The organism is Sphaerisporangium sp. TRM90804, from assembly GCF_029846175.1.
GTDB lineage: Bacteria > Actinomycetota > Actinomycetes > Streptosporangiales > Streptosporangiaceae > Sphaerisporangium.
Window position 1 is genome coordinate 427055 of record NZ_JARWAC010000004.1, and the last position, 15463, is coordinate 442517.

Below are 15463 nucleotides of genomic sequence, written 5' to 3' on the forward strand. Positions count from 1 at the left end.
TACAAAGGAAACGCTCGTTTTCGATAATGTCCAACGGATGGGGATCATGCGATCGGGGCGACTCGCCGCCATTGCCGTGACCGCGCTGGTCACGGCCGCCTGCGGCACGCCCGGCGGGGTGGCCGGCATCAGCACCCTGCCCCCGCCGCCGCCCTCGGGGAGCACGACCCCCACCGCCGCGTCCGCGACGGACGGCACGGCGACCGGGGACGACGCGTCCGCCGGGGCCACGGCCACGACGACGCCCGCCGCCGCCGGGACGCCGGAGGCGCCCACCGCGTCCCCCACCGCGACCGATCGCGACGACCTCGACGCGGCGAGTCTGGAGCCCGAGGCGTCCCCGAAGCCGGTCGCCGTCACCCCGCCGCCCGGTGACGACCCGGTGCGGATGCCGCCGCCGAAGGTGTCGCGCTACAGCTACCTGTTCCCGGTGCGCGGCTGCCGGGTCGACTACGCCCGCACGGCGGGCTCTCCGCCCAAGACCACGATCTGGGCGGGCAGGGGCTGCGCGTTCGTCGCGCCGGTCGACGGAAGGGTGCACGAGGTCAACGCCCTCAACCGCTGGCGGCCCTCCACCGACCGCGGGGCCGACCGCGAGGGCCGCTTCGTCTCGATCATCGGCGCGGACGGCGTCCGCTACCTCGGCGGCCACCTGGAGGCCGTCTCGGCGGGCATCCGCCCCGGCGTCCCGGTGCGGGCCGGCCAGGTGCTCGGGACCGTCGGCAACTCGGGCGACGCCAGGGACGGGGCCCCCAACCTGCACTTCGCCGTCTCGTGGCCGACCGACTCCCGGTACTGGTGGGTGCGGCGCGGCATGGTCGACCCGTGGAGCTACCTCGACGCGTGGATGAGCGGCAACCGCACGCTGTCCCCCGGCGACCAGGTGGCCGCCGTGCGCGCCCAGGTCGGCAGCACGCCACCGTGCCGCGTGCTGTGCGCCTCCAAGCCGGTGAAGCAGCGCCCGAAGCCGCGCAGCTCCCCCACCGGCGACCCGTCGCCCGTCGTCACCAGAGGCGCCGGAACGGCGTCCTAGAGTTGCGGCGGCCGAGCTCGCGGTGCAGGGCCACGGCCGAGACGTCGGTCAGGGAGGCGAGCTGGTCGACGACGACGCGCAGCCGCGTGGCGTCGTCCCGCGCCTCGGTGAACAGCGGGCGCAGGGCCGGCTCCAGGGTGCCGGGCGCGCCCAGCATGATCATCGACGCCAGCTCCGCGATCAGCTCGCGCTGCCGGGCCTGGTTGGCGTTGTGGTCGTCGCGTGACATCACGTAGTGCGCGGTGATCCCCTTGACCAGCGTGCACTCCATGCGCGTGCGCTCGGGCACGATCAGCCGGGCGCCGTGGCGGGTGCGGCCGGGGCCGTACGCCTCCAGGGTGGCGGCCTGGGCGTCGTTGCAGAACCGCCCGATGAGACCGCTGGTGAGCGACTTGAGCGCCACCAGGTCGGCCATGGTGCCCTGGAAGCGCGGCAGCCACAGCGGGTCGGCGATCAGGCCCGCGAGGACCTCCTCCAGCTCGTGGACGTCGGCGTCGCCCGCGTACCACTTCAGGGTGCGCTCGGCGACGCAGCGCCGCTCCCCGGCGTCGCGCAGCATCGCGGGCGTGACGTGCCCGGAGTGGATCGCGTCCTCCAGGTCGTGCACCGAGTAGGCGACGTCGTCGGCCCAGTCCATGATCTGGGCCTCGAAGCTCGCCTGCCGCGGCGGCGCCCCCCGCCTGACCCAGTCGAAGACCGGGAGGTCGTCGGGGTAGACGCCGAACTTGGCGCCGCTCCCGGGGGGCCAGGGGTACTTCAGCGCCGCGTCGAGCGTGGCCCGGGTGAGGTTCAGCCCGGCGCTCCTGCCGTCCTCGGTGAGCACCTTGGCCTCAAGCCGGGTCAGCAGCCGCAGGCTCTGCGCGTTGCCCTCGAAGCCGCCGCACCTGGCGGCCAGCTCGTTGAGCACGCCCTCGCCGTTGTGCCCGAATGGAGGATGGCCGAGGTCGTGCGCCAGGCAGGCGGTCTCCACCAGATCGGGGTCGCAGCCCAGGGCCTTGCCCATCTCCCTGCCGACCTGGGCGCACTCCAGGGAGTGGGTCAGGCGGGTACGCGGGATGTGACGGCCGTGGTCGGGGATGTCTCCCGGGCCCACGACCTGGGTCTTGGCCGCCAGCCTGCGTAGCGCGGAGCTGTGCAGCACGCGCGCGCGGTCGCGTTCGAACGCGCCGCGCTCGGGGTTGCCGGGAGGTTCCGGCACCCATCGCGCCTGGTCCAGTTCGTCATAGCCGCTCATCGGTAGCGGGATGCTACCCCCGCCGGGGCGTTCACACGACAAACATGGGGGAAACTCACGAAGTCCGACCCTACCCGCCTATCCGCAGGTCAGGCGACCCCTTTCACCCCCCTGAAAACGCCGCGCCGACCCCCGCGCCGGACGGCGCGGGCACCCGGCCGGCGTCGACCGCCCAGGGCCCGCGCCCGCGCCTCAGGCGCCGGCCTCGGCGTGCTCCGGCCCCGCGCCCTCCAGGGCCGCCCGGCCCGCCTCCAGGCGCGCGACCGGGACCCGGAACGGCGAGCAGGACACGTAGTCCAGGCCGATCTCGTGGCAGAACCGCACCGACTCCGGGTCGCCGCCGTGCTCGCCGCAGATGCCGAGCTTGATGCCGGGCCGCGCGGCCCGGCCCTCCTCGACAGCGATGCGCATCAGCCGGCCCACGCCGTCGCGGTCGATCGTCTCGAACGGCGACACCCCGAAGATGCCGAGGTCGAGATAGCGGGAGAAGAACGCCGCCTCGACGTCGTCGCGGGAGAACCCCCAGGCCATCTGGGTGAGGTCGTTGGTGCCGAAGGAGAAGAACTCCGCCGCCTCGGCGATCTGCCCGGCCGTGAGCGCCGCGCGCGGCACCTCGATCATCGTGCCGATGAGCGCCTCCACGCCGACCTCCCGGAGGATTCCCTCGGCCTCCTCGCGCACGCCCTCCAGCTCCTGCACCGCGGCGACCAGCGGGATCATGATCTCGGCCCGGGGGTCGCCGCCGGCGTCGCGCCGCTCGGCCACCGCCTGGGCGATGGCGCGCACCTGCATGGCGAACAGCCCGGGGATGACCAGCCCGAGCCGCACGCCGCGCAGGCCGAGCATCGGGTTCTGCTCGTGCAGCCGCTTGACGGCCTCCAGCAGGCCGCGGTCCCTGGCGCCGGCGTCCGCGCCGGCGAGCGCGACCCTGACCGACAGCGCGGTGAGGTCGGGCAGGAACTCGTGCAACGGCGGGTCGATGAGCCGGATCGTCACCGGCAGGCCGTCCATCGCCTGGAAGATGGCGGTGAAGTCGGACCTCTGCAGGGGCTCCAGCGCGTCGAGCGCCGCCTGCCGCTCCTCCCCCGGCCCGGCCAGGATGAGGTCTTCGACCAGACGGCGGCGGTCGCCGAGGAACATGTGCTCGGTGCGGCACAGGCCGATGCCCTGCGCGCCGAACCGGCGGGCGCGGGCGGCGTCCTCCGCGTTGTCGGCGTTGGCGCGCACGGCGAGGCGGCGGCGGGAGTCGGCGCGGGTCATGACGCGGTCGACCGCCCTGACCAGCTCGTCGTCGCGGTCGCCCGCGCCCTCGAAGTACTCCACGACCGGCGACGGCACCACCGGCACCTCGCCGAGGTGGACCTCGCCGGTGGTGCCGTCGATGGAGATCACGTCGCCCTCGTTCACGACGACGCCGCCGGGCGCGGTGAACCGGCGCTCCTGGCCGTCGACCTCCAGCTCCTCGGCCCCGCACACACACGTCTTGCCCATGCCGCGCGCGACGACGGCCGCGTGGGAGGTCTTGCCGCCCCGGCTGGTCAGGACGCCCTGCGCCGCGATCATGCCGACCAGGTCGTCGGGGGTGGTCTCGCGGCGGACCAGGACGACGTCCTCGCCCTGCTCGGCCAGCTCCTTGGCGCGCTCGGAGGAGAAGACCGCCTTGCCCACGGCCGCGCCGGGCGAGGCGTTCATGCCGGTGGTGATCGGCCGGCGGTCGGCCTCGGCGTCGAAGCGGGGGAACATGAGCTGGGCGAGCTGGTCGCCGGTGACCCGGGTGACGGCCTCGTCGAGGTCGATGAGCCCCTGGTCGGCGAGCTGGACGGCGATGCGGAAGGCCGCGCCGGCGGTGCGCTTGCCGACCCGGGTCTGCAGCATCCACAGCTTGCCGCGCTCGATGGTGAACTCGATGTCGCACAGGTCGCGGTAGTGGTTCTCCAGCGTCCTCATGATGTCGAGAAGCCTGCGGTAGGACTCGGCGTCGATGCTCTCGAGCTCCTGCAGCCGCACGGTGTTGCGGATGCCGGCCACGACGTCCTCGCCCTGGGCGTTCTGCAGGTAGTCGCCGTACACGCCCTTCTGGCCCGAGCCGGGGTCGCGGGTGAAGGCCACTCCGGTGCCCGACTCCATGCCCAGGTTGCCGAACACCATGGCCACGATGTTCACGGCGGTGCCGAGATCGGCCGGGATGCGCTCCTGGCGGCGGTACAGCACGGCGCGCGGGGCGTTCCAGGAGTCGAAGACCGCCTCGACGGCCAGCCGCATCTGCTCGCGCGGGTCGGACGGGAAGTCGTGCCCGGTCTGCGACCTGACGATCCCCTTGTAGGTGTCCACCAGGCGCTGGAAGTCGGCGGCGTCCAGGTCGAGGTCGCTTTCGACCCCCTTGGCGCGCTTGGCCTCCTCCATGGCGTCCTCGAACAGGTCGGCGTCGAGGCCGAGGACGGTCTTGCCGAACATCTGGATGAGCCTGCGGTAGGAGTCCCAGGCGAAGCGCTCGTCGCCCGCCTGCTTGGCGAGGCCGTGCACCGACTCGTCGTTGAGCCCGACGTTGAGCACGGTGTCCATCATCCCTGGCATGGAGAACGCCGCGCCGGAGCGCACGCTCACGAGCAGCGGGTCGTCGGCGGCGCCGAGGCGCTTGCCCATCGCCTTCTCCAGCGCGGCGAGGTGGGCGTCGGCCTCCTCCCGCAGCCCGCCGGGGAGGCGGCCGTCCGCCAGGTAGCTTCGGCAGGCTTCGGTCGTGATCGTGAACCCCGGCGGCACCGGCAGGCCGAGGTTCGTCATCTCCGCGAGATTGGCACCCTTGCCACCGAGCAGATCCTTCAGATCCTTGTTTCCCTCGGTGAAGTCGTATACGTACTTGGGCACTCGAACTCCTTCAACGACCTCAATGCATGTGATTCCGGCACTCTACCTATGATTTCAAGCAGGAAACGTCACCGGCAGTGCGTGAGGATGTTCGCGCAGCTAGAGACCAATATAGCGGTCTAATCCATTCCACTCCGCGACGGAGGGACGACGGCCGGAACGGGTGGGTGCCGGCGCTGGTATATACCAATTCAGCCCGCCATTCAGCCGCGTTCGCCGCCCATTCAATGGCCGCGGAATGGTGTAGACCAGTTCGACCGGCGACGGCGAATCCCGCCGCCTGCCGGGCTTCGCGGCCGGCGCGCCGGGGGCCCCGCGGCACCGTCCGCGTCACGCCTCGGGCGAACAGAGGCCCGTGGCGGCCGGGGCGCCGCGCGGGAGCTGCCAGGATGGCCGGATGATGGAGCTGAACGGACGTCCCGTCACAGCCGAGGAGCTGCGAGCCCTGGCGTTCGCCAACTACGGCCACTTCACCTCCATGCGCGTGGAGGGCATGGGCGTGCGCGGCCTCGCACTGCACCTGGAGCGGCTGCAGGGCGACTGCCGCATCCTGCACGGCGTCGACCTCGACCTCGACCGGGTGCGCCACCTCGCCCGGCGCGCCGCCGCTGCGGCGCCGTCTCCGGTCATGATCCGGGTCACCGTGTTCGACCCCGAGCTCGACGTGGCCCGTCCCGCGGCCGACGCCCATCCGGAGATCCTCGTCAGCACCCGGCCGGCGCCGCCCGACGGCCCGCCGCCGCTGACGCTGGGCACAGCCGACTACGAGCGCGACATTCCCGAGATCAAGCACACGGGCCTGTTCGGCACGGTCATGCAACGGCGGTTCGCCCAGCTCACCGGCAGCGACGACGTGCTGTTCACCGACTCCGTCGGCCGCATCCTCGAAGGGGCGACCTGGAACATCGGCTTCGTGCGCGACGGTCGTGTCGTCTGGCCCGGCTCGGGCTGCCTCAACGGCGTGACCATGCGCCTGCTGAACGGCGTCATGGAGCGCGCCGGCATCCCGCACACCACGGCCGAGGTCGACCTCGACGACATCCACCGCGTCTCGTCCGCGTTCGTCACCAACGCCGCGGCGGGCCCGCGCCCGGTGCGGTCGATCGACGGCGTGGAGCTGGACGCCGACGCCCCGATCCTGACCACGCTCAGGCGGGAGTACGCCGCCATCCCCGGCGACCCGCTGTAGACGGACGTCCGGCCGCCGTCGACGCCCCCGGCACCCGCGTGAGGGCGGGCGTGAAACATGTCGGAAATCCTCCGCATTGAGGATGGCAGCGTAGATCCTGGCCGTCAGAATCGTCCTTCTTCGTTCAGCGATCGCAGGGGGATGCACGTATGACGTCGGCTGCCCGTTTCTCGACCCTTCGCATGGTGACCGCCGGGCTTGCGCTCGGCGCCTCGCTCGCCGCGGGGACGGCCGTGGCCGTGCCCGCCGCCGCGGAGCCCGCCCCGGCGGGCCTCGACCGCGCCGCCCTGCGGTCCTCGCTCGACGCGGTGCGCGACGCCGGCATGTACGGCATCTACTCCAGCGTGCGCGACGGGCGCGCGACCTGGCAGGGGGCGTCGGGCGTCGCCGACGTGCGCACCAGGCGTCCCGTGCACCCGACGATGGCGCACCGCATCGGCAGCGTCAGCAAGACCTTCACCGCCGCGGCGGTGCTGCAGCAGGTGGCCAAGGGCCGGGTCGACCTGGACGCCCCGATCGGGCGCTACCTCCCCGGGCTGGTGCCCGGCGAGCGCGGCGAGACCGTCACGGTGCGGATGCTGCTCAACCACACCAGCGGCATCGGCGACTACATCGGCGGGGCCTTCCCCTCGCTGACCATCCCCAACGGGGACAGCCTCGACGACAACCGGTTCCGCACCTTCCGCCCCGAGGAACTGGTGAGCTTCGGCCTCGCGGCCCCCGCCCCCGGCGCGCCCGGGCAACTGTGGTCCTACTCCAACACCAACTACATCCTCGCCGGACTGCTGCTGGAGAAGGTGACCGGCACCGGCGCCGAGTCCTACATCACCCGGCACGTGATCCGCCCGGCGGGCCTGCGGAACACCTCGTTCCCGCGCACGCCGTTCATCCCCGGCCCGCACTCCAAGGGCTACGAGGCGCTGTACGGCCTCATCGACCCGCCCAAGGACTACAGCGTCTACAACATGTCGTGGGCATGGACCGCCGGGGCGATGGTCTCCACCATGGACGACCTGAACACCTTCTACCGCGCCCTGCTCGGCGGCAGAATCCTCGACCGCGAGCGGCTCGCCGAGATGCAGCGCACCGTGCCCGTCAGCGACCCGCAGGGCAACGTGTACATGCACTACGGCCTCGGCATCTACGCCCAGGATCTGCCCTGCGGCCGGTTCTGGGGCCACGACGGCGGCGTCTTCGGCTACGGCACCTACTCCATGTCCAGCGCCGACGGCCGCAAGCAGGTCTCCCTCGGCTTCAACCTGATGAAGTACCAGGAGCTCGACGAGAACGGCGTCGTTCCGCACGCGATCGACTTCGCGCTGGGCGGCCACCTCCTCCAGGCCACCTGCGGCTCCCAGCCCACCACCCGCGCCCAGCGGCCGCTGCCCTTCCTCCCCACCGCCCACCTCTCCATCCCGGTCGGCAAGTAGCCGGCGCGTCCCTCGCCCGCGCCTGTACGCGCGGGCGGGGGACGCGCTGGAGACGGCCCGGGTCATGGCCCCGCACACCGCGCCCGCACGCGCGGGCGAGGGACGCCTTCACCGGCGGTTCGCCCGGTCACGGGCAGGGCGGGCGGTAGGGGACGTCGCGAAGGTGGCGGCTCCAGTCCGCGCGGGAGACGCGGGGGTGGGCGAGCGCGCAGACCCGCGCGGCGGCCCGTTCGGGGTCGGTCTCCCACAGGCGCACCGTGGCGTCGACGCCGCCGGTGGCGAGGGTGTGGCCGTCCGGGGCGAAGGCCACGGCGTAGACGCGGTCGGCGTGCCCGCTGAGGGTCGTGGCGGCGTCCGGGTGGCCGGGACGGGTGAGGTCCCACAGTCGGACGGTGGTGTCCAAGGCGGTGGAGGCCAGCGCGCGGCCGTCCGGGCGGAAGGCCAGGCCGGTGACGGCGTTGGTGTGGCCGGTCAGCGTCGCCAGGCCGCGCGAGCGGCGCGGGGCGGTGACGTCCCACAGCCGCACGGTGCCGTCGGCGGCGCCGGAGGCGAGGCTGCGGCCGTCGGGGCTGAACACGACGTCGTTGACGGCGTTGGTGTGGCCCGTCAGCGTGGCGAGCGGGGCCGGGCGGCGCGGGTCGCTCACGTCCCACAGCCGGACGGCGCGGTCGGCGGAGCCGGTGGCCAGGACGCGCCCGCCGGGGGCGAAGGCGACCGACAGGACGGTCTCGGCGTGGTCGTCCGCGGACGCCAGCCGCCGGGGCCGTCGCGGGTCGGCGGCGTCCCACAGCCGCAGGGCGCGGTCGGCGCCCACGGTGGCGAGCACGCGCCCGTCGGGGCTGAACGCGGCGGCGTAGGCGTTGTCGGTGTGCGCGTCGATCGACGCCAGCGGCTCGGGGTGGCCCGGGTCGGCGACGTCCCACAGTCGCACGGTGAAGTCCAGGCTGGCGGTGGCGAGCACCCGGCCGTCCGGCCGGAACACCGCCCGCATGACGCCGTCGGCGTGGCCCGCCAGCGTGCCCAGCGCACCCGGACGGCCCGGCAGCGTGGCCACCCCGGGAGGCGCGCCCGGCGGGGCGGCCAGAGGGCGAGGGCCGCCCGGCGGGGTGGCCCTCGCGCGAACGTCGCCGGGTGCGGTGGATTGCGCGCCGGGGCCGACCGGCGAGGTGGCCAGGGCACGAACGTCGCCGGGAGCGGCGGTCCGCGTGCCGGGGCCGACCGTCGGCGTGGCCCGGGCACGAGCGTCGCCGGGTGCGGCGGTTTGCGCACGGGGACCGCCCGGTGGGGTGGGCGTCGGGTCCATGCTCCACAGCCGCACGGTGGTGTGGTCCGCGGTGGCCAGCGTGCGGCCGTCGGGGCTGAAAGCCACGGCGAAGACGGTGCCGCCGTGCCCGCCCAGCACCGGGACGCGCAGGTCCCACAGCCGGGCGGTGCCGTCCCTGGAGGCGCTCGCCAGCGTGTCGCCGCCGGGGCCGAAGGCCAGCGACAGGACGGTGTCGCCGTGGCCGGCGAGCTTCACCGGCGTGCCGGGTGAGCGAGGGTCGGTGAGATCCCACAACCGGACCGACATGTCGTATCCGCCGGTGGCGACGGCGCGCCCGTCGCGGCTGAACGCCACCGCCGCGACGCCGCCGCCATGCCCGGCGAGCGTCGTCAGCAGGCGGGGGCGGCGCGGGTCGCGCACGTCCCACAGGCGCACGGTGTTGTCGAAGCCGCCCGTGGCCGCCACACGGCCGTCCGGGCTGAACGCCGCCGAGAGCAGCCCGGCGGTGTGGCCGGTCAGGGCGGCGAGGCGCCGGGGACGGCGAGGGTCGGCGACGTCCCACAGGCGCGCGGTGGCACCGTTGCCCACGGTCGCCACCGTCCGCCCGTCCGGCCCGAACGCCACGGACGTGACCAGGTCGTCCCCGTCGGAAAGGGTGGCGATCGTGCGCGGTGAGCCGGGACCGGCCACGTCCCACAGCCGCGCCGTGCCGTCGTAGCCCGCGGTGGCGAGCGCGCGGCCGTCGGGGGCGAACGCCACCTGGCGGACGGCGGCGGCGTGGCCGCCCAGGGTGGCGACCGGACGCGGCCGGCGCGGGTCGGACACATCCCACAGGCGGGCGGTGCGATCGTCGCCGGCGGTGGCGAGCGTACGCCCGTCCGGGCTGAACGCCACTGCCAGCACCCCGGCCGTATGGCCGCGCACGGTGGCCAGGACGCCGGGACGGTGCGGGTCGGCGACGTCCCACAGCCGCACGGTCTGGTCGAGGCTCGCCGTGGCGAGCAGGCGGCCGTCCGGGCGGTAGGCGGTCGCGTAGACGGCGTTGGAGTGCCCGGTCAGACGGGTCGCGTAGGAGCCGGCCAGCGTGCCGAGCAGCCCGCCGCGGGCCTCGGCGGTGGGGGCGAGCCGGTACCCCGCCAGGCTGAGCTGCGCGGCGAGCGCGGGGTCGGTGACCCGCAGCGCGCCGGTCTCCCCGGCCACCTTCTGCGACAGCGCCACGTCCCGCTGCCGGGTCGCCGCCCGCTGCGCCTCGGCGGCCGTCCGCTCGGCCCGCAACGCGACGCCGGACGCGGCGAGCGCGAGCGCCAGCAGCACGCCGAGCGCGGCGATGGTCTGGTACAGCCTCCGCGTCCGGCGCCGGGCGTGCCGGACCCCGGCCTCCAGGAACGCCTTCGTCGTCGGGGGCAGCTCGCGCCGCCCGGCGGCGGCCCACTCCTGTGCCGCCACCAGGCGTGCGCCCCGGTAGAGGGCGTCGGTGTCGCGTCCGTCGCGGTGCCAGGCGGACGCCGCCGCGGTGAGCGCGCGTCCGACGACCAGGCCGGCCCGGTCGGCGTCCAGCCACTCGCGCAGCCGCGGCCACGCGCGCAGCAGGGCCTCGTGGCTGAGCTCGGCGGTGTCGGCGCCGGCGGTGATGAGCCGCTGCCCCACGAACCGGTCGAACACCTCCTCCAGCTCGGCCGCCCGCACGCCGTCGTGCCCGGCCAGCAGCTCGGCCACGGGCACCCGGCGGCGGGTGTCGGCGGTGTCGGCCGCCACGTGCACCAACTGGAGGAACAGGTGGCGCGCGAGCTCGCGCTGCCCTTCGGTGAGCTCGTCGTACACGGCCCCGGCGCTGGCGGCGACGGCGCCGTCGATGCCGCCCACCGCGTGGTAGGCGGCGACGGTCAGCTCCCGTCCCCCGCCCTGGCGCCAGGTCGCGTACAGCGCGTGGGACAGCAGCGGCAGCACCCCGGGGTCATGGGCCCCCTCGCCCCGGGCGACGCCGCCGCGGGGGGTCACCTCGCGCAGCAGCAGCTCCACCAGGCCGTCCTCGATCTCCGTCCGCGCTTTGCGCGCCGGTTCGGTGATCGCCTCCCGCAGCCCGGCCTCGGCCATCGGGCCCACGGCGAGCTGGCCGTCCAGGACGGCGGCCAGCGGAGGGGAGCGCAGGGCCTGGGCGTAGAAGTCGGCGCGCAGGCCGATGACGACGAGCGCCCCGCCCTCCGGGGAGCCGGCGGCGCGGAGCGCGGCGACGAGGCACGCGCGCTCGTCGTCGGCGCACTGGGTGAAGACCTCCTCGAACTGGTCCACCACCACGACGGCCGTCCCGCCTCCGGCGGCGCGCCGGGCGTAGCGGGCGCAGCTCCCCGGGTCCGCGCGGATCGCCGCAGCGACCTCCTCACGGGGGACGCCCGCGCGCTCGGCCAGCCAGGCGGAGAGCTCGTCCACCGGGCGCTTTCCCGGGACGGCCAGCAGGAGCGGCCACTCGCGCGAGCCGGGCAGCGCGTCCGCGCGCAGCGCGGCCGCCATTCCGGCGCGCAGCAGCGAGGACTTGCCCGACCCGGACGGCCCGATCACCACCTGCACCCCGCCGCCGGCCTCGCGCAGCGCGGCCAGGCGGGCGAGCAGCCGGCCGGTCAGGTCGCGCCGCCCGAAGAACCAGCCGGCGTCCTCGACCTGGTAGGAGGCGAGGCCCCGGTACGGCTCGGGCCCTGCGGGGCGGCGGCCGGGCGCCCGCCGGACCCGCCGCCAGGCCGCCAGCCACCGCTCGACGTGGCCGGGGTCGGTCACCCCGCACACCTCCAGCACCCGCACCAGCAGGTCGCGCGAGGAGGTGGACGGCAGGCCCCGGCCGGCGAACCAGTCGCCGATCGTGCTGTGCGGGCCGCGGGCGCCGACCCGGGCCGCGACCTGCCGCACCGTCAGGCCGGCCTGTTCGCGGAGCGCCGTCAGCTCGCGGGCGAAGTCCTGGCGGCCGGTGACCCGGCCCGGATCGGGCGCGCCGGAAGCGGCCGTCGGGGAATCGGACACCCAGCCTCCTCGCCACCCACCCGTGCCCCCGCGCACGACCGTCGGATCCCTCGTACCTCTTCGTCGTCGCCGGACCACCGGGCGTTACATGCGCGACCACTGTACGGACTTGTCCGGATGATTCGGCGTCCGTTGCCGGTCATCGCCGGGATGGCCGACCGTCGAGTCGACATCGGCCCGCCCTCCCGGCGACGCCCGAAAGGAATGCGCCAAGTGCGACCACCACTCTCCCGATCCCCCTCGCGCCGCCGTCCCCGCAGGCGGTCACTACCGGCCCTGGCGGCGCTCGCGCTCGTCGCCGCGCTGCTGACGGCCGGGGTGACGGCCGCCGTGCCCGCCCGCCCGGCGCACGCCGCGCCGGGCGAGGTCTGCCGCCTGACCTTCACCGTGACCACCGGCGTCGACGGCCTGCACAGCACCTCGACCGAGACCATCTCCTTCGGCGGCGCCGCCGTGCTGTTCGAGGACGGCGACGGCGACGGCGCGACCGACCCGGCGCCCCAGCCGTTCCACCGCGGCGGAACCGGGGACACCCGGCACGCCACCTTCACCTGGCACGCGCTGCTGTCACCGTGCGTGCCCGCCAAGCACCTGGTCGACGGCTTCACGTTCACGCACGAGAGCACCGCGGACGACTGGCAGGCCGACAACTGGAACCTCCAGGCGCTGCGCGTGGTCGACCGCGACACCGAAGCCGTCTACTTCGACCGGGCCTCGACGGACCTCGAGCACCCGCTCCACCGCTTCTACAAGAACGCCGACCAGACGTGGAACACCAACGAGGGCCGTCCGGACGCCGACACCGACGGGGACGGGCTGACCGACCGGGTCGAGCTGTTCGGCATCCCCCGCCCGGGCGGCGCCCCGGACACCTGGCTGCCCGACCACGGCGCCGACCCGTGCCGCAAGACGGTCGCCGTGGAGATCGACTGGCTGGACGACGGGACGGCGTCCGACCGCCCGACCGAGACGGCGCTCGACGAGGCCCGGCTGATGTTCGGCGAGGCGCCGGTCAACGCGCCCGGCCTGTGCCCGTACGGGCCGCCGTCGCGGGCGGGCGTGCAGATGCTGCTCGACCTGTCGGACGCCATCGTCGTGACCCCGGAGGCGCGCAGGCGCCCGCTGCGCGAGAAGGGGCCTGACGGCCTCAACGACTTCGACCGGCACCGGGAGGCCAACTTCCCGGCGCACCGGCGCGACCTGTTCTTCTACAGCCTGTGGGGCTACAAGCACGACGCCTCCTCCAGCAGCGGCCTGGCGCCCGTGGAGGGGTACCGGAACGACTTCATCGTGTCCGTCGGCTCCTGGGACCGCCCCTCCGACCGCGTGATGAGCGGCACGTTCGTCCACGAGCTGGGGCACGTGCTGGGCCTGGGGCACGGCGGCACCGACGGCGTCAACCTCAAGCCGAACCACTTGTCGGTGATGAGTTACCGCTACCAGCTCATCGGCGTGCCCGACTTCAGCGCGTGGGAGGCCGCCCTCGGGCGCCTGTCGCCTGACAGCGACGTCAACCTGTGGGGGGAGACGGTGGAGGCGGTGAGCGACATCGACTACTCGCGGGAGAAGCTCGCCGACCTCGACATGACACGGCTGGTGGAGGCCAGGGGCGTCGGGTCGGCCACCGGCAAGGTGGCGGCCTGGTGGGACGACACCTACACCCTGCGGGCCGGTGACGCCCGGAAGGCGCTCGACTGGGACTGGAGCGGAGGCGGCGTGCCCGACCCGGACCCCTCGCGCGAGATGTCGGTCAACCTGATGAGCGCCACCCAGGTCTGCGTGACGCCGTTCAACCCCGTCACCCAGCGGTGGGACGGGCTGCAGACCGTGCTGCCGCCCGAATCCGCCGACGAGCCGGCCCACGACCACGTCTTCACCGGGCCCGACGACGAGTGCTCGACCATGGCCGACGCCGCCGACACGCAGGTGGAGAACCCGGACTACCCGGGCAGGGGTGCCCGGCTTATCGGGGCCGACGAGTGGCGGGCCATCAGGTTCGGCGTCGGCGTCTCCCCCGACGCGGGGGCGCCGCCGCCGTTCAGCCCGGAGCGGGGGCCGACCGAGGAGGAGGGGAAGCGCATCGTGTCCGAGCTGGTGGACGCCATGGTCGCCGCCGCCGCGCCGCCCGCCTCCACCGCCCCGCGCTGGGGGTTCGCGTACATGGACAAGGCCACCGCGCCCATCGGGGTGCAGACGCCGCTGGAGGGCATCTTCCAGTGGACGACCGGGCGGCGCGACCCGGCCACGGCCGGCCACCGTGCCGCGGTGACCCGGACGGGGACCGGCGAGTACGCGGTGCGGCTGCCCGACATCGCGTCCGAGTCCGGGGTGGCGCACGTGACGGCGTACCGCACGACCTATCGGGGGCGGACGTGCGCGGTCGCCGGGCATGAGCCGTCCGGGGCGGACGAGGTGGTCCGCGTGCGGTGCTTCGACCACACGGGGGCGCCGGTCGACTGGTGGTTCACCGTGTTCTTCGCCGCGCCCCGATCGGGCGACGCGACGTACGCGACGATCCGCTACAACCCGCCCGGCGGCGCCGGCTCCCTCACCCCGGTGCGCAACCCCGGAACGCACAACTCGGCGGGCCAGGTGAACCACGTCCTGCACGACGGCCCGGGACGCTACCGCGCCGTGCTCAAGGGCGCCGCCTTCACCGCCGACACCGGGTACGCCCAGGTCACTCCCTACGGCACCGGGGCAGCCGCCCGCTGCAACCCCGAGGGGACGACCGTCGCCGGCGGCGCCCTGGAGGTCACCGTCGCCTGCTACGCCATCGACGGCGGGCCCACGGCCCGCCCCGCCGACTCCCCCTGGCTGCTCTCATACGTCCAGGGCACCGGCCTCAACAACGACCCGTCCGCCCCCGCCGCCTACGCCACCACCACCGGCGACCCGGCGAACCCCACGATCGACCCGCGCCACTCCTACGCGTCCACCGGCGAAACCCCCACCGTCACCCGCCTGTCGACCGGCTGGTACCGCGTCACCTACACCACCCTCGGCAAGCCCACGGACAGCGCCCAGGTCACCTCCACGACCCCCGGCCACTACTGCCACCTGGGCACCCTGAACTCCTACAGCGCCCCACCCAACCTAGGCATAGACCTCTACTGCCACTCCCCTTCAGGCACCCCCGCCAACTCCACCTTCGCCCTCACCTACCTCCGCTCCCCATAAGCCCCAACCCCGAACCCACTCCACCGCCGGCCCGAACCCACTCCCAGCCCCAGGGCTGAATAACTCCCACAACCCCGGAGCCGAATCCACTCCCAGCCCCAGGGCTTCGTCCACCCCCAACCCCCAGAGCTGGATCCACTCCCACAACCAGGGCCGGATAACTCCCGGCCCTGGGCCTGGATAACTCCCAGCCCCAGGCCCGGGCAACTCCCAGCCCCGGACCCGGATAACTCCCAGCCCCAGGCCCGGGCAACTCCCA

Annotated in this window: 7 protein-coding genes; 4 read left to right on the top strand and 3 right to left on the bottom strand. The window is 74.3% G+C overall.

The window, feature by feature from the left end:
• The first annotated feature begins 37 nt into the window (after positions 1–37).
• Complete coding sequence (locus PYR91_RS05955; RefSeq protein ID WP_279778013.1) at positions 38–1033, top strand: M23 family metallopeptidase; 996 nt, start codon at positions 38–40, stop codon at positions 1031–1033.
• On the opposite strand, the gene PYR91_RS05960 is transcribed toward PYR91_RS05955, so the two are convergent.
• Positions 1005–2267 carry a deoxyguanosinetriphosphate triphosphohydrolase gene (locus PYR91_RS05960; protein ID WP_279778014.1) on the bottom strand — a complete coding sequence of 421 codons (1263 nt, stop codon included), beginning with the start codon at positions 2265–2267 and terminating at the stop codon, positions 1005–1007. The two genes, PYR91_RS05955 and PYR91_RS05960, sit on opposite strands and share 29 nt — an antisense overlap.
• 192 nt (positions 2268–2459) lie before the next feature.
• Positions 2460–5132: a pyruvate, phosphate dikinase gene (gene ppdK, locus PYR91_RS05965; RefSeq protein ID WP_279778015.1), complete on the bottom strand. Its 2673-nt coding sequence runs from the start codon at positions 5130–5132 to the stop codon at positions 2460–2462.
• A gap of 397 nt (positions 5133–5529) precedes the next feature.
• Between ppdK and PYR91_RS05970 the strand changes: the two genes are divergently transcribed.
• Together PYR91_RS05970 and PYR91_RS05975 are read left to right on the top strand one after the other, a co-directional pair.
• Positions 5530–6321, top strand: coding sequence for an aminotransferase class IV family protein (locus tag PYR91_RS05970; RefSeq protein WP_279778016.1), 792 nt, complete (start codon positions 5530–5532; stop codon positions 6319–6321).
• A 182-nt stretch (positions 6322–6503) separates the two neighbouring features.
• Positions 6504–7751: a serine hydrolase gene (locus PYR91_RS05975; protein ID WP_279778032.1), complete on the top strand. Its 1248-nt coding sequence runs from the start codon at positions 6504–6506 to the stop codon at positions 7749–7751.
• Positions 7752–7878: 127 nt separating this feature from the next.
• On the opposite strand, the gene PYR91_RS05980 is transcribed toward PYR91_RS05975, so the two are convergent.
• Positions 7879–12024 (bottom strand): helix-turn-helix domain-containing protein, encoded by a 4146-nt coding sequence (locus PYR91_RS05980; RefSeq protein WP_279778017.1) that lies wholly within the window; start codon positions 12022–12024, stop codon positions 7879–7881.
• A gap of 213 nt (positions 12025–12237) precedes the next feature.
• Between PYR91_RS05980 and PYR91_RS05985 the strand changes: the two genes are divergently transcribed.
• On the top strand, positions 12238–15204 hold the full coding sequence (locus PYR91_RS05985) for a hypothetical protein (protein WP_279778018.1): 2967 nt from the start codon (positions 12238–12240) through the stop codon (positions 15202–15204).
• Positions 15205–15463 lie beyond the last annotated feature (259 nt).

Excerpts from the sequence above, each read along its gene's own strand:
- PYR91_RS05955 (WP_279778013.1), top strand. The coding sequence starts at position 38 with ATGGGGATCATGCGATCGGGGCGACTCGCCGCCATTGCCGTGACCGCG.
- PYR91_RS05960 (WP_279778014.1), bottom strand. The coding sequence starts at position 2,267 with ATGAGCGGCTATGACGAACTGGACCAGGCGCGATGGGTGCCGGAACCT.
- PYR91_RS05970 (WP_279778016.1), top strand. The coding sequence starts at position 5,530 with ATGATGGAGCTGAACGGACGTCCCGTCACAGCCGAGGAGCTGCGAGCC.
- PYR91_RS05975 (WP_279778032.1), top strand. The coding sequence starts at position 6,504 with ATGGTGACCGCCGGGCTTGCGCTCGGCGCCTCGCTCGCCGCGGGGACG.